Origin of the sequence: Mesorhizobium quangtriensis (genome assembly GCF_040081925.1) — a bacterium.
GTDB lineage: Bacteria > Pseudomonadota > Alphaproteobacteria > Rhizobiales > Rhizobiaceae > Mesorhizobium_K > Mesorhizobium_K quangtriensis.
Genome location: NZ_JBEBMF010000001.1, coordinates 1,553,352 through 1,572,314, shown reverse-complemented (window position 1 = coordinate 1,572,314; position 18,963 = coordinate 1,553,352). Strand labels below are relative to the sequence as shown.

The 18,963-nt window shown below is 64.7% G+C and carries 24 protein-coding genes; all 24 read right to left on the bottom strand.

Features of this window, described 5'->3' with window-relative positions:
* Positions 1-106 precede the first annotated feature (106 nt).
* Entirely contained in the window at positions 107-568 is a 462-nt protein-coding gene (locus ABMA32_RS07680) for a cytochrome c-type biogenesis protein (protein WP_425475501.1), read from the bottom strand.
* A gap of 11 nt (positions 569-579) precedes the next feature.
* Positions 580-2,571, bottom strand: coding sequence for a heme lyase CcmF/NrfE family subunit (locus ABMA32_RS07675; protein WP_349013105.1), 1,992 nt, complete (start codon positions 2,569-2,571; stop codon positions 580-582).
* 28 nt (positions 2,572-2,599) lie between these two features.
* Complete coding sequence (gene ccmE / locus ABMA32_RS07670) at positions 2,600-3,040, bottom strand: cytochrome c maturation protein CcmE (protein ID WP_349013104.1); 441 nt, start codon at positions 3,038-3,040, stop codon at positions 2,600-2,602.
* Positions 3,041-3,044: 4 nt separating this feature from the next.
* Positions 3,045-4,184, bottom strand: a complete 1,140-nt coding sequence (ccmI, locus tag ABMA32_RS07665; RefSeq protein ID WP_349013364.1) for a c-type cytochrome biogenesis protein CcmI — start codon at positions 4,182-4,184, stop codon at positions 3,045-3,047.
* A 119-nt stretch (positions 4,185-4,303) separates the two neighbouring features.
* Complete coding sequence (locus ABMA32_RS07660) at positions 4,304-4,723, bottom strand: hypothetical protein (RefSeq protein WP_349013103.1); 420 nt, start codon at positions 4,721-4,723, stop codon at positions 4,304-4,306.
* Between the two features lie 97 nt (positions 4,724-4,820).
* Positions 4,821-6,215, bottom strand: a complete 1,395-nt coding sequence (locus ABMA32_RS07655) for an ATP-binding protein (RefSeq protein ID WP_349013102.1) — start codon at positions 6,213-6,215, stop codon at positions 4,821-4,823.
* 9 nt (positions 6,216-6,224) lie between these two features.
* Positions 6,225-6,890, bottom strand: a complete 666-nt coding sequence (locus ABMA32_RS07650) for a response regulator transcription factor (protein ID WP_349013101.1) — start codon at positions 6,888-6,890, stop codon at positions 6,225-6,227.
* Positions 6,891-6,956: 66 nt separating this feature from the next.
* Positions 6,957-7,160 carry a hypothetical protein gene (locus ABMA32_RS07645; protein WP_349013363.1) on the bottom strand — a complete coding sequence of 68 codons (204 nt, stop codon included), beginning with the start codon at positions 7,158-7,160 and terminating at the stop codon, positions 6,957-6,959.
* Between the two features lie 162 nt (positions 7,161-7,322).
* Positions 7,323-7,529: a hypothetical protein gene (locus ABMA32_RS07640; protein ID WP_349013100.1), complete on the bottom strand. Its 207-nt coding sequence runs from the start codon at positions 7,527-7,529 to the stop codon at positions 7,323-7,325.
* Between the two features lie 24 nt (positions 7,530-7,553).
* A complete protein-coding gene (locus ABMA32_RS07635) occupies positions 7,554-11,438 on the bottom strand; it encodes a baseplate multidomain protein megatron (RefSeq protein ID WP_349013099.1) in 3,885 nt (1,294 codons plus the stop codon).
* Between the two features lie 27 nt (positions 11,439-11,465).
* On the bottom strand, positions 11,466-11,903 hold the full coding sequence (locus ABMA32_RS07630) for an NlpC/P60 family protein (RefSeq protein WP_349013098.1): 438 nt from the start codon (positions 11,901-11,903) through the stop codon (positions 11,466-11,468).
* Positions 11,900-12,790 carry a DUF2163 domain-containing protein gene (locus tag ABMA32_RS07625; protein ID WP_349013097.1) on the bottom strand — a complete coding sequence of 297 codons (891 nt, stop codon included), beginning with the start codon at positions 12,788-12,790 and terminating at the stop codon, positions 11,900-11,902. The genes ABMA32_RS07630 and ABMA32_RS07625 overlap by 4 nt, the downstream gene beginning before the upstream one ends.
* Positions 12,787-13,434 (bottom strand): phage distal tail protein, Rcc01695 family, encoded by a 648-nt coding sequence (locus ABMA32_RS07620; protein WP_349013096.1) that lies wholly within the window; start codon positions 13,432-13,434, stop codon positions 12,787-12,789. Before ABMA32_RS07620 ends, ABMA32_RS07625 begins: the two co-directional genes overlap by 4 nt.
* A 15-nt stretch (positions 13,435-13,449) precedes the next feature.
* Positions 13,450-14,025: a phage tail tape measure protein gene (locus tag ABMA32_RS07615; protein ID WP_349013095.1), complete on the bottom strand. Its 576-nt coding sequence runs from the start codon at positions 14,023-14,025 to the stop codon at positions 13,450-13,452.
* Positions 14,018-14,254, bottom strand: coding sequence for a phage tail assembly chaperone (locus tag ABMA32_RS07610; RefSeq protein WP_349013094.1), 237 nt, complete (start codon positions 14,252-14,254; stop codon positions 14,018-14,020). The genes ABMA32_RS07615 and ABMA32_RS07610 overlap by 8 nt, the downstream gene beginning before the upstream one ends.
* Positions 14,251-14,589 carry a gene transfer agent family protein gene (locus tag ABMA32_RS07605; protein WP_349013093.1) on the bottom strand — a complete coding sequence of 113 codons (339 nt, stop codon included), beginning with the start codon at positions 14,587-14,589 and terminating at the stop codon, positions 14,251-14,253. The genes ABMA32_RS07610 and ABMA32_RS07605 overlap by 4 nt, the downstream gene beginning before the upstream one ends.
* The gene (locus ABMA32_RS07600) at positions 14,586-14,996 is read right to left on the bottom strand and encodes a phage major tail protein, TP901-1 family (protein ID WP_349013092.1); all 411 of its coding nucleotides are present in this window, start codon (positions 14,994-14,996) and stop codon (positions 14,586-14,588) included. Before ABMA32_RS07600 ends, ABMA32_RS07605 begins: the two co-directional genes overlap by 4 nt.
* Positions 14,997-15,059: 63 nt before the next feature.
* Entirely contained in the window at positions 15,060-15,461 is a 402-nt protein-coding gene (locus tag ABMA32_RS07595) for a DUF3168 domain-containing protein (protein ID WP_349013091.1), read from the bottom strand.
* Positions 15,445-15,633: a hypothetical protein gene (locus tag ABMA32_RS07590; protein ID WP_349013090.1), complete on the bottom strand. Its 189-nt coding sequence runs from the start codon at positions 15,631-15,633 to the stop codon at positions 15,445-15,447. The genes ABMA32_RS07595 and ABMA32_RS07590 overlap by 17 nt, the downstream gene beginning before the upstream one ends.
* Complete coding sequence (locus ABMA32_RS07585; protein ID WP_349013089.1) at positions 15,630-15,965, bottom strand: phage head closure protein; 336 nt, start codon at positions 15,963-15,965, stop codon at positions 15,630-15,632. Before ABMA32_RS07585 ends, ABMA32_RS07590 begins: the two co-directional genes overlap by 4 nt.
* On the bottom strand, positions 15,965-16,534 hold the full coding sequence (locus tag ABMA32_RS07580; RefSeq protein WP_349013088.1) for a head-tail connector protein: 570 nt from the start codon (positions 16,532-16,534) through the stop codon (positions 15,965-15,967). Before ABMA32_RS07580 ends, ABMA32_RS07585 begins: the two co-directional genes overlap by 1 nt.
* 125 nt (positions 16,535-16,659) lie before the next feature.
* Positions 16,660-17,910 (bottom strand): phage major capsid protein, encoded by a 1,251-nt coding sequence (locus ABMA32_RS07575; protein WP_349013087.1) that lies wholly within the window; start codon positions 17,908-17,910, stop codon positions 16,660-16,662.
* Entirely contained in the window at positions 17,907-18,605 is a 699-nt protein-coding gene (locus ABMA32_RS07570; RefSeq protein WP_349013086.1) for an HK97 family phage prohead protease, read from the bottom strand. The genes ABMA32_RS07575 and ABMA32_RS07570 overlap by 4 nt, the downstream gene beginning before the upstream one ends.
* Positions 18,595-18,939, bottom strand: a complete 345-nt coding sequence (locus ABMA32_RS07565) for a DUF6107 family protein (protein ID WP_349013085.1) — start codon at positions 18,937-18,939, stop codon at positions 18,595-18,597. The genes ABMA32_RS07570 and ABMA32_RS07565 overlap by 11 nt, the downstream gene beginning before the upstream one ends.
* Positions 18,940-18,963 lie beyond the last annotated feature (24 nt).

Below are 18,963 nucleotides of genomic sequence, written 5' to 3'. Positions count from 1 at the left end.
TCGGGACGCTTGGCCGCATCCTCACGAAGAGAAATAGAAACCACGACATTACGGCGCCATTTCCGTGGAATGAAATTTTCGTAATGTTGGACGCAGGCCGCCGTGCTCAACGCCGCAGAATTTCGTCCAATGCGGCGGATTCCGTCGAGGTCAGCGTTTCGGGCCGGGTTTTTCGGCGTTTGCCTGCCATGAGGACCACGAAAAGCCCGCCAGCCAGGAGAATCAGAACGGGCGTTCCCCACAGAAGGGCATTGCGAACATTCAGTCGCGGCTTTAGCAGCACGAACTCGCCATAGCGCGACACGACATAGTCGAGAACCTGTTCGTCTGTGTCGCCGGCCTTCAACCTTTCGCGCACGATCAGGCGCAAATCATGCGCAAGTTCCGCATCCGAAAGGTCAATCGACTGATTCTGGCAGACCATGCAGCGCAATTCGGCCGAGAGGGCTCGGGCGCGCGCCTCCAGCGCTGGATCGGGCAGCGCCTCGCCCGGCAGAACGGCAAAGGCCGGTCCGGTCCAGGCCATCAGGAACAGTAGCAGACAGGCGAACGCGCCATTCCTCTTCATGGCGTACCCGTTCATGGCGTCGCTGTCTCCGCGCCTTTCGGCATCGGGCGCTGCCGCTTGGACGGCGCGCCAACCCGCAAACGCCTGTCGAACAGCGAAACCGCGCCACCCAGCATCATCGCCAGCGCCCCGCCCCAGATCAGCGTCACCAACGGCTTCCACCAGATTCGCACGACGAGGGAACCGTCCGAAGTCTCGTCCCCGATCGAAACGTAAAGCTGGCTCAGCCCCATCGTCCTGATGCCCGCTTCGGTCGTTGGCATCTGCCTGACGGGATAGAAGCGCTTGGACGAAACGATCTCGCCGGAAACCTGCCCACCCGCGCCGAGTAACGCAAAGCGCGCCCTGGTTTCCGTATAGTTTGGTCCTTGCACGGGCTGCATCCCTTCGAAGCGCAGCACATGGCCGGAAATCTCGGCGGTCTGGCCGGGCTTCATCGCCAGGATGTTTTCGGTCTGAAAAGCCATCACGCCGACAATGCCGAGCGTCGTCAGTCCGAGGCCGAGATGCGCCAGCGCCGTCCCATATATCGACCGTGGAAGTCCCCTCAGCCGCCGCAGCATTGTCGAGAAAGGCACGCTGCCGAAGCCTGCCTTGAAGGCAAGATCGGTCAATGCGCCCAGGACGAGCCAGACCGACAGGCCCACGCCCAGCGCCGCCAGCACCGCAGTCTTGTCCACGAAAAGCAGCGTCACCAGAACCGCCAGGAAAGCGCCCGCGAAGGCAGTCATAAGCCGCTGCGCGGCCGCGGTGGCATCGCCACGTTTCCAGGCGAGCAGAGGCCCAAATGGAACCAGCACCAGAAGCGGAACCATCAACGGCCCGAAGGTCAGGTTGAAGAACGGCTCGCCTACGGAAATCTTTTCTCCCCACAACGCCTCGACGGCCAGCGGGTAGAGTGTCCCGACAAGCACGGTGGCGGTTGCCGTGGTGAGGAAGAGATTGTTGAGAACCAGTGCGCCTTCGCGCGAGATGGGATGGAATATCCCACCGGGGGTCAGCGTCGACGAACGCAGCGCGAAAAGCGCCAGCGAGCCACCGATGAAAACCATGAGGATGCAGAGGATGAAGATGCCGCGGCTCGGATCTGTTGCGAACGCATGCACCGAAGTCAGCACGCCCGAACGGACGAGGAAGGTGCCGAGCAGCGAAAGCGAAAAGGTCAGGATCGCCAGCAGCAGCGTCCAGATCTTCAGCGCCGACCGCTTCTCCATCACGATCGCCGAATGCAGCAGCGCTGTTCCCGCCAACCACGGCATGAAGGATGCGTTCTCGACCGGGTCCCAGAACCAGAAGCCACCCCAGCCCAGTTCGTAGTAGGCCCAGTAAGAGCCCATGGCGATGCCGCCGGTCAGGAACGCCCATGCAGCAAGCGTCCACGGCCGCACCCAGCGCGCCCACGACGCATCGATGCGACCGTCGATCAGCGCCGCGACTGCGAAGGAGAAGCAGACCGAGAAGCCGACATAGCCGAGATACAGCAGCGGCGGATGGATTGCGAGGCCGATATCCTGCAGGACCGGGTTGAGGTCCTGCCCCTCGATCGGAGCAGGCGAAAGCCGCACGAAGGGGTTCGATGTAACGAGGATGAAAAGCAGGAATGCCGTCCCGATCCACCCCTGCACGGCAAGAACGGTGGCGCGCAGGCTGGCCGGCAGGTTCGCGCCGAAGATGGCGACCAGACTGCCGAACAGGGTCAGGATCAGAACCCAGAGCAGCATGGAGCCCTCGTGATTGCCCCAGGTTCCCGTGATCTTGTAGAGCATCGGCTTCAGCGAGTGGGAGTTTTCCCAGACGTTGGCGACCGAGAAATCGGAGCGGGCATAGGAGATCGTCAGCACGGCGAAGGCGAGCGCGACCATCGCGAAACCTGCAACGGTCACCGGGCCTGCGACCGCCATCATGCGCTCATCACCGGTCTTGGCGCCGACAAGCGGCACGGTCGACTGGACAAGCGCCAGCGCGAACGCCAGGACAAGCGCGAAATGTCCGACCTCGACCATCAGGGCCGCTCCACCCGTAAGCCCGCGATCACTGCGTCTCCTGCTGCCACAGCCCCTTCTCCTTCAGCCCATCGGCCACTTCCTTGGGCATGTAGTTCTCGTCATGCTTGGCAAGCACGCTGTCGGCATGGAACACACCATCCGCGCCGAAACTTCCCTCGGTGATAACACCCTGTTCCTCGCGGAACAGATCCGGCAGGATACCGGTATAGGCGACTTTGACCGAATTCTCGGTGTCAGTGACCGAGAATGAAACTTCGGTGCCACCATCGCGCACAATGCTGCCCTTTTCGACCAGCCCGCCCAGCCTGATCCGCTGCCCTGGCTCGAGCGTGGCGGCCACCAGATCTGCCGGCATATAAAAATACGATGCCTTCTGTCCTAGAGCATAGAAGGTCAGCGCTGCGGCAAGACCGAGAAAGCCTAGCCCCCCAGCGATGATCGAAAGCCGTTTCTGCTTGCGCGTCATGATATCATTCCGTCGCCTTGACGCCGATCCCGCCGGAGAACTCGGTAAGCTGCCGCGCCTCTGCGCTGTCTTTTCCAAAGACATCGATGCCGCGCTTCAGCGCATCGCGCGCCGAGTCCGTTCGTCCCAGCACCTGATAAGACCTGACGAGCCGGGTCCAGCCTTCCAGATCGCGTGGATTCTGCTTCAGCCTGTCGTCGAGGCTCGCCACCATCGTCTCGATCATGGTCGTGCGATCCTCAGCCGACATCTCCGAGGCCGCCTCGATCTCCTGCTGCGTAGGGCCGGGCGCTGCCTGCCCGTTTTCGGCAAGCCGGCGGCCGCCTTCGGTGATCGCCTCTGCCACGGCGTTTCGCCATGACGAGTCCGGCGGCAAGGTCATCATCATCGCCTGCCAGGCGGCGATCGCCTCCTCGATTTTACCTTCCTGCGCCAGCGCCGATGCGAGGAAGAAGCCTGCCTTCGGCTGCCCCGGCTCCAACACGAGCGCGCGTGAGAAAGCCGCCTGCGCATCTTCGGTTATCATGCCGCCGGCTGCCGCCGCGATCGCCTCGCCAAGGCCGGATTCCCTCGCACCGCTCGCACCGTCGAGGCGGATGGCATTGCGATAGGCTGTCACGGCCTCCGGGTAGCGACCTAATCTTGTATAGATCGGCGCCAGCACATCCCAACCCCTGCCATCGTCGGGGTTTGCCGTTAGATGCGCTTCGGCCCGCGCGACCAGTTCGTCGACGCTGCTGTCGGCTGGGTTCTTTTCAAGGCGCGCCGATAAGGGCTGGGAGGGCAGGCCCGGCGAGCCTACGGACGCATAGATGCCCCAACTCACGAGCGGAACTGCCAGCACGGCAGCCATGCGGAACGCTCGCATGGCCTTGCCTTCGGACGCCTTCGTTGATCCGTCCGGACTGCCCGCCTTGTCGGCCTTGAGGATACGCCGGGCGATTTCCGCCCGCGCCTCCTCCGCCTCCGCCCGCTCGATCAGGCCGCGCTCCGTATCCCGCTCAAGCTCGGAAAGCTGGTCGCGGTAGACCTCGATATCGTGCGAACCGGTCGCCTCGCCGGCCGGCTTTCGGCCGGAAAGCGGCAGAAGCACCGCCAGGCTGGCGCCCAAGGTCAGCAAGGCAGCTATCACCCAGAACAACATGGCGTCCACATAGCCCTCACCGGGTTGCCTGCCAATATCGCGCCCATGCGGCCTATTGTCGAAAACCCTCCATCGCCTTCAACAAATCGTCAGGTCGAGGCAGATGAGAGGGGATTGCCTCAGGTCAGCGGCGTCCAGCTGCCGTCCGGGTTGCGGCATGCCGTAGCGCGCGCGCTACGGGCCTGCCCGCCCACGTTCACGGCCTGCGTATATTGCCGGCAATCCTGGGAACCGACGCGGTAGGGCTGCGAGGCCGTCACCGCGCCGCTCCCGCGCGATCCCTGCCAGTCCACCGCCTTGCCGGCGGGGGTATGTTCAAGCGCGCGGTATTCGGCCTGCAGGGCCAGCCTGCGATCGCTGTCGCTGAGGCCGGCTCCCACGGGGCCGCCGATCAGCCCGCCGCCCATGGCGTTTATGATGGTCTCGGGGGCCGCAGGGCCTCCCTGCGACGCCACGGGGCCGGTCACGCCACCGCCGCCGACGGTCGAGCAGCCGGACAAGGCAAAAACGATGGCGACAACGGTCACCTGAATTCTCATGCAAGCCACCCGGTTCCGACGACGCCGAAAGACAATGAGACTCAGGCGTTATGGAGAATATTTGGCTGAAATTTGGCCCGTTGGCCATATCACGCGTTTACTGGACGCTCCGCAGTTCAACAACGGCCCTCAGGCCGCCGAGTTCCGAGCGCTCGAGGCTCAGCTTTCCGCCATACTCATTGACCAGTTCGGCGACGATGGCGAGACCAAGCCCGGTACCAGGCTTCGTCTCGTCCAGCTTCTTGCCGCGCTTTAATGCCTCGCGCGCCTTTTCTTCCGGGATTCCGGGACCATCGTCTTCGATGGCGATCGTGAACCGTCGCTGCCCGTCGGCTCCCGCAGGAGCCAGAACCGTTGTCACGGAAACCCGGGAGTTCGCCCATTTCATGGCGTTTTCGAGCAGATTGCCTACAATCTCTTCCAGATCCTCGCGCTCTCCCGCAAAGACGACCTCCTCGGCCGGCAAAACCAGCGCGATCTTCATGCGTCCGAGCTTCTCGATCACTCGTACCAGCCGCTCCACCAGCGGCTTCACCGGCGTACGATAGACAACGCTGTCGCGCTGCGCCGCCATGCGGGCACGCCGCAGGTAGTGGTCGAGCTGGTCGCGCATGGCGGTGGCCTGCTCCGCGATCAGCGTGCCCTTGGGGCCGCCGAGCGCCCTGCCCTCGTTGGTCAGCACGGCAAGCGGGGTCTTCAGCGAATGGGCCAGGTTGCCCACCTGCGTGCGCGAACGCTCCACGATGCGCCGGTTGTTCTCGATAAGCGCGTTGGTCTCATTTGCCAGCGGTTCGATCTCGGCGGGGAACCGTCCGTCCAGCCGCTGCGCTTGTCCCTCGCGCACCATCGCAAGTGCGTTGCGCACTCGGTTCAGCGGCCTGAGGCCCAACAGGATCGCAAGCGCATTGATCGCCACCATGCCGAGGCCGAAGATCGCCAGATAGGTGAAGAGTTGCCGCTCGAAGATCGAGATTTCGTTCTCCAGCTCTGTCCGGTTGCCCATGACCCGGAACCGCGCGATCCGGTTTTCCGAATCGAGCACGAACTCGCTTTCGACAACCGTCAGTTCCTCGCCACCCAGTCCGTCGATCTGATAGCTGCGCTGGAACTGCGCATTGAACGGAACTTCCGATATCGGCGGCGAGGGAATCGGCTGCGTCATGGAAGCCGACCGCACCTGTCCGCTCAGATCACCCGAAACCGGCTCGACGGAATAATACCAGCCGGAATTCGGTTCGGAAAAGCTCAGATCGCCAAGGTTGGGGCTGCCAGTCAGCACACCGTTGGGCGACACGCCCACCGACCCGATCAAATTAAACAGATGCGCCGAGAGCAGGCTGTCGAAGCCGCGTTCGCTCGCTTGTCGGTAGAGCGTCGAAATCACCGTCGAAATGACGATAAGCGCCAGGATCGCCCATCCGGTCGAAAACGCGATGACGCGGAAGGCGAGCGAGCGCGGACCGAATATCGTGCCTGACGAGCGCTCTTCCATCGCGTCCGGTCAGGCCTCGGGCTCGCGCATGCGATAACCCATGCCGCGCACCGTCTCGATCATGTCGATGCCCATCTTCTTGCGCAGCCTGCCAACAAAGACCTCGATCGTGTTGGAATCGCGGTCGAAATCCTGATCGTAGAGATGTTCGACCAGTTCCGTGCGCGACACCACCTCGCCCATGTGGTGCATCAGATAGGCGAGTAGCCGGAACTCATGCGAGGTGAGTTTCAGCGGCGTCCCATTGACATCCGCCTTGGAGGCTTTGGTGTCTAGCCTCAGCGGCCCGCAGGTCAGTTCGGACGAGGCATGGCCAGCCGCGCGCCGGATGAGCGCGCGCACCCGGGCGAGCACTTCCTCGATGTGAAACGGTTTGGTCACATAGTCGTCGGCGCCGGCATCGATGCCGGCCACCTTATCGCTCCAGCGGTCCCGGGCCGTCAGGATCAGCACCGGCATCTTCTTGCCGTCGCGACGCCAGCGCTCGACCACGCTGATACCGTCCATCTGCGGCAGGCCGATGTCCAGCACCACCGCATCATAGGGTTCGGTGTCACCAAGATAATGACCTTCCTCGCCGTCAAACGCCTTGTCGACGACGTAGCCGGCATCGGTCAAAGCATCGGCAAGCTGGCGGTTTAGATCCTTGTCATCCTCGACGACGAGTATCCGCATTGATGAACCCTTGCTGTGTGAAGATGCCCTCTGGTAAACACGGGCGACCATACCGCTCGCGTCTGCCTAGCTGGCAGGCACGACAAACTCCTCGCGGCGCGGGCGGCCGCCATCCTTTCCGGGGATCAGCACGACAATCACGCAGGCCGCCTGGCCACCCTGCTCGGTTTGTGAGACGTTGGCGAGCTGGCCGCCGTTCTGCGCGGCGATCTGCTGTCCGATCGCATAACAGTCGGCAGCATTGCCCGGCCCAGCGTCGAAGCCCAGCATCGCAAGCGCGAACACCCCGGCCGCCCCAAGGCGGAATATGTGGCGAAACGTCATCATGACACGCTTTCTAGCGCATCGCCGCTGAACGGGGAATGAACGATTCACACATCTCCAGCCTGGGGGTCAGAGCCGTTAGCCTGGCGTTCAGAACCGTTGCCACATCTACCCGATCTTGCTCTGTGCACCCAGCCGGCCAAAAATCGCAACCAGCCCGCTGATCGCCGTGATCGCCTGCAGCAGCGTCTCCGTCAGGGCCGTATTGTCGATACCGGATACGGGGAGTCCGACGATTCCTGCGATAGCCAGTACGACGGTGACCACCGAAGCCCAGATCGTTCGCGAAAGGTACCATGGTTTGCTGTCAGTCATTTCTTATCCTCGTTTGTTGGAGTTTCATGAAAGGGGAAGGCGTCGCGTCGTGGGCAAACCCCAGCCGGCCGAAAGGCTCAACTGGCGCACCGTGACATCGATCTCGTCCGGCGGGGTTCCGAAGTCGGCAGCGATCTGGGAGCTTCCATAAAGAAGGTTCGGACCGGACGCCGTCGCGGTTCGCACGATCGCCCCGCCAGCATGTGCGATCTCGACCAGATATTCCTCGCGCTCCTCGCCGAGCGGGATGTCGCTGGCAATCCAGTTGTCGGCGTCGATGCGCCCGCGCCGGACCCATGACAGCATGACGCCCTCCGCATCACTTCTGGAGCAGAGATGCACCGGCGCAAGCGGCAGCATTGCGCGTCTGCCGCCAATTTCCGAGTGAGCCGAGAAACTTGCCTCCGACAGATCAGTGCCCGCCGGGCCAACCCGCCAGTTGAGCAGAAGCCCCGCCTCGCTCGCAAGCAGGCCGGCGGCCTGCACCCTGTCATCCAGCACAAGCACATGCGCCTCGGCAGCGGCCCCTGCCGCTGTCGCGTCGTCCGTGCCGAGTTGACCGCGAAGCAGGGAACCGAGTCGCCATGTATCGGGCGCTATCTCCTCTGCCGTCTCGAACTGGATAATCTCCCAGACACCGTTTGCCGCACGCACGGCGATCATGTTTGCTCCATTCAGCAGGAGAGCGCGGCTGACACTCGAAAATGCCCCCGAAATGAGTTCCACCGTGATCGCTGCCGAATGATCGATCCGGCCAACCACGCCCGGTGCCAGCGCCTCGACCAGCGTGCCTATGTCAGCTGGCCGGGCGAGTGTAGCCCGCTGTCCGAAGCCGCTGTCTTCCGGCGAGGCGAAGACGACCTGGCTTTTCCACGGTCGCTGCCACGCCGCCACGCGGAAATGCTCCTCGGGGCTTCCTGTCCCGACGCCCAGGGGCAGGTCCGCGAAGACCGCCAGCGGCTGCCCGACGATCATCGGCGGTTCGGCGACCGCGCCGCGATTGGCCGACTGCCATGCCGTCGGGGCTGTCCGCACCACCTGCCTCGCAACGACGCGCCGTACCAGCCCATCCTCGATCTCGGTGACCAGATAGTCGGCATCCGACCCCGGCAGCCTTACAATCGCGCCGGGCAGGATCTCGGCGTCGGGATGGGCAACGGCGAAGCTCACGCGCTCTCGCTCGCTCCAGGCGCGGCGCAGCCAGTCGGTAGCAAGCGCCCTGCCCTGCCCGGCTTCCATGATACCTGCAAACCCAGTCGCGTGCTGGCTGCCGGTCGGCACACCATGCCGGGTACCCCCCACCGAAACGACCTGATAGTCCAGCATCGGCTCGCGGAAACTCAACACAGCCTCTGACGGCAGCTGATGGTCAGGCGATCGTACACGCTCGATCACCGTCTCGCGGCCGTCCGAAACCATTTCCGTAATTTCGATTGACGCGCGACCGGTCCGTGCCCCGAAAACAAGTCCCGATGCCGTCTCAAGGACCGAGAGGCCGAACAGGTCGACCAGCGGTTCCAACGCGCCGCGCGCCGAACCCGGCTCGTCAATCACATACCCATGCAACGTTCCGTTGGCTTCATCCACTTGCGCCGCCGGCAAACCGTGATCCGCGAGGATCGCGTTGATCGTTTCACCGACGGTCGGGTTACCCAGCCTGCCGTTCAGCCAGTGGCCGTAGTGCCAGTTGGCATGGTCAGCCCAGACGTTCGACTGAAGCGGAAAGGCCGGATAGGGCCGCGCGTCCCACGCCCAGACATAAAGCCGTTGCGGGTCGACCATGCGCCTGCCGTCGACCGCCGAAACCGGATTGTCCGTTTCCTCGAAGTGTTCGCCCTCGGGATCCCAGTGCCGATGATGCGCGGCCAGCAGCCGCTGCTGCGCCAGATCGCTTCGTCCACCGTCGGAAAAATGCGGCAGCCCGCCCTCGGTCGATTTCGGATCGCCGAAGACGTTTGGCTGGTTCGGACCCTTGTCAGTCGCGGGCCCGCCAACCTCCGTAAACATGAACGGCTTGCCCTCAGGCACCCAGTCAGTGGGCTCATCATCCTCGACCCCGCCGACACGGTTGTAGTGCGGCTGCGACCACCAGCTTTTCAGGTCCTTGAAACGAAACACCCAGGGCTTGTCGTAAGCGCCGTCGGTTATCGCCGCGCGCTCCCGCGCCTGCCGCTCCGCGAAACCAGGATAATACCAGTCGAAGCCCTCGCCGCCCGAGATGCCGGCGCGCAATCCCACCGGATCGTAGGGCCCCGAAAAACCATCGGGATTGCCGCCCGCATAGTCGGCGTCGCGCCAGTCGGAAAGCGGCATGTAATTGTCGATACCAACTGCGTCGATAGCATCATGCGCCCAGAGCGGATCGAGATGGAACCAGACATCGCCTGAACCATCCTGGGGATGATAGCCGAAATACTCGCTCCAGTCCGCGCCGTAGGTAATCGTGGTCGTGCTCCCGAGCATGGTGCGCACCTCGTCCGCAAGCGTGCAGAGCGCGTCCACGAACGGAAAGGCGTTGTCCTCATCGCGAAGCGTCGTCAGGCCGCGCATCTCGCTGCCAAGCAGGAGGGCATCGACGCCGCCGGCCGCCTGCGCCAGCTTCGCATGGTGGAGGATGAATCGCCGGTAGCCCCATTCCCCGGATGAGCCGGAGAAATGAACCGTGTTGCCTGAGGCCGAGAACTGTCCCGGCAGCGCACTCCCGCAGAAGTCCGCGACCTGCTCGCGCGCGACGTCAGTGCGGTCCACCGTCTCAGGCATCAGCGGCGCGGGATCGCAGGTGATCCGACCCCGCCACGGATAGGCGGCCTGGCTGTCATTGCCGTAAGGGTCTGGCAACGCGTTGCCCGTCGGTATGTCCATCATGACGAACGGATAGAGCGTTACCTTCAGGCCGCGCGACTTGATCTCGGCGATCGCCGCCATCACGCTGCGGTCTGATGGCGTTCCACCGTAAGCGGCCCCGCCATCATGGGTCGAGACCACCATCGCACCGCCCCGCGTAACGCCCGAGACCTGCCATGCCTGCGAGAACCCAGAGCCGTTCGATGTCGTCACCGCTGGCCTGACCTTGCAATGCCCTGCACGCAGGTCCGTGCCAAACCAGGCCACGACCAGCGCGACGTGTTCGAGGTTCGGGCACAGCATCTGCAGCTCGTCCAGAGACGCCTCGAGGTCACTGGAGGCGTGCAGCATGTGGCGATTGACGGCTTCGGTCTGGCCCTGCCGATGCTGCCGTGTCACCAGCGTTGGCGAGAGCCCATATTCGGTCGCGCCGGGAATGAGCGATACGGCCCGGATCATCTTCGGCAGTTCGCCCACCGGTCGCAGCACCTCGAACTGGAACTGCGGGATGCGGTTGCCGTAGTCCGCGAGCGCCATGCGTTCGATGACCACGTAAGCCGTCCCTCGATAGGCGGGCGCGTTGCCTTCCCCCTGTTTCGCACCGATCAGCGGATCGATCGCCTGCGCCTCACCGCCGGAATGCACGCGCAGTTCGAGCGTGTTCCTGTCGACCTCCCGACCGTCGGCCCAAATGCGCCTCACCCCGGCGATTTCGCCTTCGCACAGCGCGAAGGCGATGCTGGCGAAGTAGCTGTATTCGGTGACCTTCGGCCCGTTCTTGCCCTGCCGGCTGGTCGCGCTCCGTTCCTCGAAGCGCGTAGCCCAGATCATCGTCCCGCCGACGCGCGCGGTGCCATAGATGCGAGGGATCGCAGCGCCTTCCTCGGCCGTGAAGGGCCGGGCTCCCGAAAGCCGAGGCCCATCGATGCGACGCGTGCCGTTGATCAGCCCCTGGTCGATCGAATAGCCGGCCATCGCGCCGGCGGCGGCACCGATCGCCGTGCCGACGGGCCCGAGCAGGCTGCCGATCGCAGCGCCCGCGACCTGAAGCAGGATGGTTGCCATCTGGCTTCCCCTCGATTCAGTTGTCTTTCAGATGTCTGGAAAGGCGAACACGCCGGCGATGCGCCGACGCCATTGCGGCACCAGCGCCGATTCCGTCACCGCAGTGCCTTCATAGGCATGCACGAAGCGATCCGGCCCAGTCAGGATACCCGCATGCTTTGCCGGCAGGTGTGACCGCCAGCGGAACAGCAGCAGGTTGCCGGCTGCCATCTGCTGGCGCGGCTTCTCCTGAAAATGCCGCCGCATGCCGTCGAGAAGACGTTCTTCGCCCGTCGCCTCTGCCCAGTCCGGCGCGTATGGGCCGGGCAGTTCCGGTGGAGCGCCGTAGAGTGCACACCAGACGCCCGTGATCAGCCCGATGCAGTCGCAGCCGACGCCTTTGCGCGCCCCCTGATGCCGGTATGGCGTTCCCACCCAGGACAGCGCCTCCGCCACCACCCTGTCAGGCGTGCCAGCCTCGTTCATGGCACCAGCGGCTCGCCGTCGAACCGCCCTCCATCCACCACATAGCCATAGGCAGCGTCGTTTCCGGGCAGATGCGGAAAGCCCCGGAAATTCAACGTGTTGGCGAATTTCGCCTTGCAGGTCGCGAACTTCTTGTCGCATCCCGCGACGATCGTGAACGTATCGCCCTCATCCACCGTTCCGCTGCCACCCGGTTGCAGCACCAGCGTCGTGCCCGTTGCATCCCGGCGATGCATCTCGACGCGTTCGCGGCGTCCCTCGCGCACGCCCGAGGTCCATGTCAGGACGCCAAGCGCAAACCAGCCCGCCACGAATGCGTCGAGCCCTGACACGAGCAACGTCGAGGCCATCTCCACAACCTCCACCGCGCCCGTTCCTGTGAAGGCCGGATCATCAAGGCGGAACCCACACCGCGCATCGCCCAGCTCCGCGTCGCATGCCCGGCTGACAAAGCGGCCCGAAGGCCGATCCAGCGAGTGAGCCAGGCTCTCCAGCTCGGCGGCAAACCGTCCATCCGCGCGCGTGATCCTGCCCACCGTCGCCTTGCGCAGTAACACGAAGTCGTCCGGCTGCCGCCAGTTGACCAGCAAGGTCTCGACCGCAGCCCCGTCATAGAGCCCAGCGGCGATGTCCTCGTCGCTGATGTCGTCGGACGAAAGCGCACCCTCGACATCGACCGTATCCACCGCCAGCCCCAGAGTATCGCGGGCTTCGCTGGCGGCGAGCCCCGTCTGCGGAGCAAACACCGTTGCATCAACGGTCAGTCGCCGGTCGTGGTCGGTGTAGCCCGCCACGTGCCCGTCCTTTCGCGTCAGCCGCCAGCAATGGCAGACGGTCGTGACGGTGCGCCCTGCGTGGGCCGCCAGCGTTTCGGGCCAGGCGCTCATGCCGGCACCTCGATCAAAGGAATGGAAGGGATCTGTCCGGCCCTGAAGGCGGTGAGGCTGACCGCCAGCCGCTCAGTATCGAAACGCACCGGCACGTCGAATTCGTATCCGGCTGTCACGATCGCATCATCGACAGGAATGCTGTCCGCCTCGAACACTACCTCGCCGGTCTCAAAATCGAAGCTCCAGTGATCTGCCGCGACTTCCTCGCCGCTGACGGCAACCAGCAGTGCCTCGATCACCGGCCGAGCGATGAAGCGCTGGTAGGCGTCCTCGCCCTCGCCATATGTCTTGATCAACGCAAACCGCGCCCGCACGCCGTCCCCGACACCCAGCACCTGGTCCGCGGCCGACACCGCTTCATCGGGCCGGCACGACTTCATGTCGAAAGGATCGCGGAAGCGGAAGGCATGCAGCGAACCACGCCTTGCCTCGAAGAAGGCCAGCACATCATGCAGGTCCGACAGCGAGCGCACGCCTGTCCCGGCATCGAAGTGCCGACGCGACTGGGAGAAGCGCGCGTTGCGTTTCTCGCGTCCCGAGGTCAGCGACACGATCTCGTTTCGTCGCTCCGGTCCGCCGGTCGCGCCGAACGCCACGCTGGGCGGAAAACGCACGTCATGAAAGCTTGAAAGCTCGGCCAAGCATTATCTCCATTTCTAGAATGTCCGCGCGCCGCGAGACACGGCTCTCGCCAGCATCCCCGTCACCTGCGCTTCCGACTTGCGGAACGAAGGGGCGTCAGGCGTCGTCACGTTGAAAACGACATTGACGCTCCCGCCGCCACCCGCCGAAGCCACGCCGAGCCGCCCATCTGCCGAACGCTGCAGCGGCAGTATCGCTTCCGGGCCAGCCTCCCCCATCACGCCGACGTTGCGGCCAAGCGGAAAATAGCTCGGCGCCGACACCACCCCACCGGAGGCAAACGGCACCACGTGCCCCGGTACGCCGCCCTTGGCGAACGGCATCAACCCGCTCAGTCCACCTAGCAGGTTGGAGAACAGCGACCCGGCGAGCGACTGCAGCGGCTTCAGGCCCTGTTCCAGCGCCATGCCGGCAAGGTTGAGCCCGATCCGCCGCAGGATGTCGTCCAGTTCCTTGCCGCTGAAGGCCGCGCTCTTCAGCGCGCCGGTCAGTTGCGACCCGAAACTCGCTGACAATTTTTCGAGGTTCTGCAACGCGTCCTGAAACGGTTGCGTGTCGGCATTGATCCGGACTGTCACATCCTCAGCCATCGCGCCTGCCTTCCTTTCTGCCCATGTCCGGGAATCGCCTCATCAATTCGGCCAGGTCGCCACGCGCCGGCGCTACGCGGCGGTCGCCTCCCAGCACGCTCATCGCGCGCTCCATCTCGCGCGGCGTCATCGACCAGAAATCCCTCGGAGAAAGCCGCAGCAGGCCGAACGCCGCGGCCATCACGGCATCCCACGGAAATTCGGTTGTACCGCCCGCTGCGGCGTTCAAGGGTTTGGCGTTGCAGCCTCCCGGCCGGTCCCGAACGTGGTCGTCAGCAACTCGGTCACGATAGCCGCAAAGCCGGCAATGCCGTCGTCCGAATGCATCGCACCAACCTCAGCGTCGGATATGTCCTGCCCCGCACCGCGCAACCCGGCCCCGATGACGCGGATCATGTCCAGCGACGACAGCCGCCCGCGCGAAAACCGCTCGACCAGCGCGCCAAGATCGTCGGCCGCGTAGGCCGCCTCGAGTTCCGCCAGCGCGCCGAGCGTCAGGCACAGCCGCAAGGTCCGCCCATCGAGCTCAGCGTCGATTTCGCCGCGCCGCCTGTTCGCGCTCATGCCGCCACCACGAAGCTCACCGGTCCCGCCGATTCCAGCGCCACTTCGAAGGTCACTTCGCTGTCGTGGCTGCCGGTATATTCCAGCGCAGTGATCTGAAACGCGCCTTCCACGGTGCCGAAATCCGGTACAGCAAGCTGCCAGTCGCTGATCGCGCCGGCGAAAAAGCGGGCACGGATGAGCGCGTCGGATTCCGCATCCTTGAAGATGCCGGATCCGCTGACGGACGCACGCTGCACGCCGCTGTCGGCGAGCAGTTCGCGCCAACGTCCGGCCGAATCCGCGTCGGTGATATCCACCGTCTGGCTATTGAAAGCGATGCGCTTCGTGCGCAGGCCCGCGACGGTCACGAAGCCTCCATCGCTGTCGATCTTGAGCAAGAGGTCCTTGCCCTTCTGTGCGACCATTTTGGTCTCCTCGCTGAAAGTGTCGGGAATTCTTTGGGCTAGCTTGCCGGCCTGACCGGAATCTCAAGTCGGCTCCATGACTGCCCGGAACCGCATCACCCCGTGATGCGCCTCGTTGCGCTCGTCGTAGCGCGCCTCGGAAAACTCGAGCCGCAGGTTGACCAGCGCATAACCATCAAGCGCCAGCGCGCCGTCGTGCAGCGTCTCTCGCACCTGATCCATGATCTCGAGCGCCTCTTTCTTTCCTTTGCCCCGCGACCAGACATGCAGCGTGAAAAGCTGCTCCGTCCCGCTCTCGGTGCCGGTGCTCCAGTCATAGAGGCTGGTGCGCCCGAAGGTGATGTAAGGGAAAGGCACGTTGGCCGGGGCGTGGTCGAGGATGCGCGCGCCGACGAGGTCCGCCAGCGCCGCGTTCGCGCCCAGCGTCGCGAAGATCTCTTTCTGCAGTTCAGCGGTCGAACTCATCGCCAGCCTCCCGTGCATGACGCTGCGCTTCCTCCAAAAGCAGGGCGAGCGTCGTCTCGTTGCGATGCGTCCGGCGCCGGCGAAGGTCGTCCGCGTCCTCGACGAGGTGATGCGCCCTCATGCGCAGGGCGCGGACAATGCCGTCCAGGGTCATCTGCATCGTCAGTTTCACAGGCCCGACTCCCGAACGCGGCAGACGACGTAGCGGCGGGAATCGTCGGGATCGTGCACCGTCACTATGTCGAAAATCCTGTCCTGCCGGGTCAGGCGCATTCCGCTCGTCACGCCGCTTCGCCATCTCATCGTGATCCTGTGTGTCACTGTCTCCAGCGTCTGGTCCGCGCCGAACATGCTCGACGCCGAAACCGGTTCGATCCGGGCAAAGACCGTCGCGACCTCCGCCCAGGTTTCGGTGTGCCCGCCCAGTCCGTCCGGCGTCGTGGTGCAGGCCTGCAGCGAAAATTCGCTGCGCAACACTCCCGGATCAATGAACAGCGTTCGCATCAGAGCCTCCGCGATCGGTGCGCCGCGACGATCCGCTCATACGCCGCCGGGTAGGAAACCGGCTGGTACGCAGGGCCGAAATGCGCCCGGAATTCGTACCAGTGCCCGACCAGCAGCAGGATCGCGCGCTTCAGCAGGTCCGGCACGTCGGTTCCCGCCTCACCGTGGCCCGCCGCGAAATCGATCTCGATGCCGTTGAAGACCCGCAACGGCTCCGGCCGGTTCTCGAAATGCAGCCGCGCCGGCCGCGACAGCGTGTCGAGTTGATAGTTAGCCGGATCGACCAGCGAAGCCTCGCCCTCCGTTCCGTAGGCGGTCACCGACAGCACCTCGCGCACGGGATGGATTGTCAGCAGCGCGCAGCCCTGGCTCGGCCAGGTATCCAGCGCCAGCCGCCAGCTCTGGTCGATCAGCGCGATGCCGGTCGTCCGTTCCAGATCCTCGCGCGCGGCACGAACAAGACCTGCAAGCAGCGTGTCCTCGCTGTCATGCGCGATCCTCAGATGCGTCTTCACCTCGGCAAGCGTCACCGGCTCGGCCGCCGGTTCGACGGTTCGATAGAGCGTCATGCATTCATCTCTCGATTGAAGAAGGGGGCGGTCTCGGCTCATGGCTTTTGCCGAGACCGCTCGGCTCGCGCTCACCTGGAGGTGACAACCAGCGCGAACCAATCAGCTTTGGTCGTCGGCGAAGCTCAGCTCTCGCCGTACTTCAGCAGCTTGATCGCATCGAAGTCCTGCACACCGCCGCCGACGCGCTTGGTCGTGTAGAACAGCACGTAGGGCTTGGCGGAATACGGATCGCGGAGCACGCGCACGCCGGTACGATCCACCACCAGGTAACCGCGCGCGAAATCGCCGAAGGCGATCGGCGTGGCGTTGGCGCCGGCGTCGGGCATGTCCTCAGCCTCCACCAGCGGGAAGCCCATCAGCATGGCGCGGCTTCCGGGTGCGGCCGGCGGCTGCCAGAGGTAGTTGCCGTCGGCGTCCTTCAGCTTGCGGATCGAGGCCTGCGTCTTGCGGTTCATCACCCAGCTTGCGTTCTGCCGGTAGCCGGACTTCAGCGCATAGACGAGGTCGATCAGGATATCGGACGGATCGTCGTCGGGAAGCGCGCCCGCTTCGCCCGTCGCCACGTAGCCGATCTGGCCCCAGGCCCAGCTTCCTTCCGCGACCTTGGTATAGTCGAGGAAGCCCTTCGGCTTGTTGGTGCCGTTGCCGGTCACGAAGGCCTCGCCTTCCTGCTCGGCAAACGCCGCCTCAACCTCCGACGCAATCCACTGGTCGAGGTCGACCACCGCGTCTTCCAGCAGCGAGGCTGTCGCCGCCGGCATCGCGTAGAGTTCCGTCGTCGGGAAAGAAAGCTCGGCCAGCGTCGCTGTGGTCGTCTGCGTTCGCGATGCTGTTTCGGCTACCCAGCCGACCGCCGGCCCGGCGACAGAGAACGGCTTCTTCAGCACCGCGCCCGACACCTGCCGCACCGTCGCGATCGAGCGGATCGGCGACAGTTCCGCCAGGCGCTTGCCGATTTCCCTTTCCGTCTCGTTCGGCACCAGATAGCCGCCGTCCGGGCCGGAGCCGTAGGACATCGCCTTCATATCCAGCGCGCGGATCGCCCGCTCGTCGCCGGAGCGCATGTAGGCGTCGAAGGCCTGCTTATGCTCGGACGGCAGCGCGCGTCCGCCGTTCTCGAGCGCCGGGCGCATGCGCTTCAGCGACAGATTGTCGATCGCCCGCTTCTGCTCGTCGAGCGCCCGCGAGATGCGATCGACCTTCTCGACCGTCAGCACGTCGGCGCCGCGCGTCTCCAGTTCCGCCAGGCGGCGGTCGTTGCTGTCCTTGAAGGCCTCGAAGGTCGTCATGAACTCGTCGAACGCGTCGGCGAGTTCGGGATGGCCGCCCGCCGATTTCGCCTCGGGCGCACGGGCAAGGTTGTGTTCCGTCATCGTGTGGTTTCCCATCTTCTGAAATTGGATGTCGTCATCATGCGTGTCGCCTCGCGGATGCGTCCCGCTAGGCTCTCTTCCGGCGCGGCATCCCGCCCGCGCGCCAGGCTTGCGAAACCCTTCGCGATCACCGCGCGGGCCTCGCCTCTCGTCAGCCCCGCATCCCGCGTGAGCCAGCTTTCGAATTCCCTTGTTGTCGGCAGCCGCCGCCTGCCCTTCACGCTGTCGATGCGTGCCTCGGGCAGCATCGGGAACGTCACCACCGAGATTTCCCAGAGGTCCGCCTCGATGATCCGGCGCACACCGCGCGCGCTATCCTTGCGCGCCTTCACCGCGCGAAAGCCGATCGACAGCCCGTCGAGTGCGCCGCCGCGCATCAGGCTCAGCACCTCGCGCGCCCGCGCCACGTCCTTCGTCAATCGTCCGCGCACGAACAACCCGCGCTCGTCCTCGCGGATTTCCGTCCACACGCCGATCGGCTCGGCCGGATCGTGCTGGAAGAGCATGCGGATGCCCGCCGCGCCCCGCGCCTTCAGCGACGCCGCGAACGCGCCCTTCTCCACCACATCCTTGCCGAGATCGACGCGTCCGAACAGGCTGGCATAGCCCGAGAACACGCCATCCGCTTCCACCTCATCCAGCCGCAGCCCGACGAACTTGCGTTCGCCCGCCAGTACGGCGCGTTCAGTCCTCATGCACCTGCCTCCGTCTGTTCCGGAAAATATCGCTCCAGCGCTCGAAGCCGCGCAGCAGCGGCCCCAGCGCCCACCAGGCGCAGAGGCTCGCGGCAGCCGATCCCATCAGCATGGTCTCGACCGGCCCGATCAGCTTCTCGACGCCGAGCTCGACCGCGATCTTCAGCCCGGCCGTGCCGCCGAAGACCAGCCCGCACACCACGCCGACGGCAAAACGCACCGCCGCCTCGCGCCGGCCTTGCGGCAGGATGTAGGCGACCGAAACAGCCGACCCCGCGACCGCACCAGCCCCCTTGGCCGCCCACAACCAGGCGTCCTGCGAAACTTCAGACATGGTATTAGCTCCCTTGGCTGGAGA

Bases quoted from the DNA above. Each gene is read 5' to 3' on its own strand.
- ABMA32_RS07680 (WP_425475501.1), bottom strand. From the start codon at position 568: ATGAAGAGGAATGGCGCGTTCGCCTGTCTGCTACTGTTCCTGATGGCC.
- ABMA32_RS07565 (WP_349013085.1), bottom strand. From the start codon at position 18,939: ATGTCTGAAGTTTCGCAGGACGCCTGGTTGTGGGCGGCCAAGGGGGCT.
- ABMA32_RS07570 (WP_349013086.1), bottom strand. From the start codon at position 18,605: ATGAGGACTGAACGCGCCGTACTGGCGGGCGAACGCAAGTTCGTCGGG.
- ABMA32_RS07635 (WP_349013099.1), bottom strand. From the start codon at position 11,438: ATGGCAACCATCCTGCTTCAGGTCGCGGGCGCTGCGATCGGCAGCCTG.
- ABMA32_RS07575 (WP_349013087.1), bottom strand. From the start codon at position 17,910: ATGACGGAACACAACCTTGCCCGTGCGCCCGAGGCGAAATCGGCGGGC.
- ABMA32_RS07595 (WP_349013091.1), bottom strand. From the start codon at position 15,461: ATGAGTTCGACCGCTGAACTGCAGAAAGAGATCTTCGCGACGCTGGGC.
- ccmI (WP_349013364.1), bottom strand. From the start codon at position 4,184: ATGTTGTTCTGGGTGATAGCTGCCTTGCTGACCTTGGGCGCCAGCCTG.
- ABMA32_RS07580 (WP_349013088.1), bottom strand. From the start codon at position 16,534: ATGACGCTCTATCGAACCGTCGAACCGGCGGCCGAGCCGGTGACGCTT.
- ABMA32_RS07675 (WP_349013105.1), bottom strand. From the start codon at position 2,571: ATGGTCGAGGTCGGACATTTCGCGCTTGTCCTGGCGTTCGCGCTGGCG.
- ABMA32_RS07585 (WP_349013089.1), bottom strand. From the start codon at position 15,965: ATGCGAACGCTGTTCATTGATCCGGGAGTGTTGCGCAGCGAATTTTCG.
- ABMA32_RS07655 (WP_349013102.1), bottom strand. From the start codon at position 6,215: ATGGAAGAGCGCTCGTCAGGCACGATATTCGGTCCGCGCTCGCTCGCC.
- ABMA32_RS07640 (WP_349013100.1), bottom strand. From the start codon at position 7,529: ATGACTGACAGCAAACCATGGTACCTTTCGCGAACGATCTGGGCTTCG.
- ABMA32_RS07630 (WP_349013098.1), bottom strand. From the start codon at position 11,903: ATGAACGAGGCTGGCACGCCTGACAGGGTGGTGGCGGAGGCGCTGTCC.
- ABMA32_RS07650 (WP_349013101.1), bottom strand. From the start codon at position 6,890: ATGCGGATACTCGTCGTCGAGGATGACAAGGATCTAAACCGCCAGCTT.
- ABMA32_RS07605 (WP_349013093.1), bottom strand. From the start codon at position 14,589: ATGAGCGCGAACAGGCGGCGCGGCGAAATCGACGCTGAGCTCGATGGG.
- ABMA32_RS07615 (WP_349013095.1), bottom strand. From the start codon at position 14,025: ATGGCTGAGGATGTGACAGTCCGGATCAATGCCGACACGCAACCGTTT.
- ccmE (WP_349013104.1), bottom strand. From the start codon at position 3,040: ATGACGCGCAAGCAGAAACGGCTTTCGATCATCGCTGGGGGGCTAGGC.
- ABMA32_RS07625 (WP_349013097.1), bottom strand. From the start codon at position 12,790: ATGAGCGCCTGGCCCGAAACGCTGGCGGCCCACGCAGGGCGCACCGTC.
- ABMA32_RS07660 (WP_349013103.1), bottom strand. From the start codon at position 4,723: ATGAGAATTCAGGTGACCGTTGTCGCCATCGTTTTTGCCTTGTCCGGC.
- ABMA32_RS07600 (WP_349013092.1), bottom strand. From the start codon at position 14,996: ATGGTCGCACAGAAGGGCAAGGACCTCTTGCTCAAGATCGACAGCGAT.
- ABMA32_RS07645 (WP_349013363.1), bottom strand. From the start codon at position 7,160: ATGCTGGGCTTCGACGCTGGGCCGGGCAATGCTGCCGACTGTTATGCG.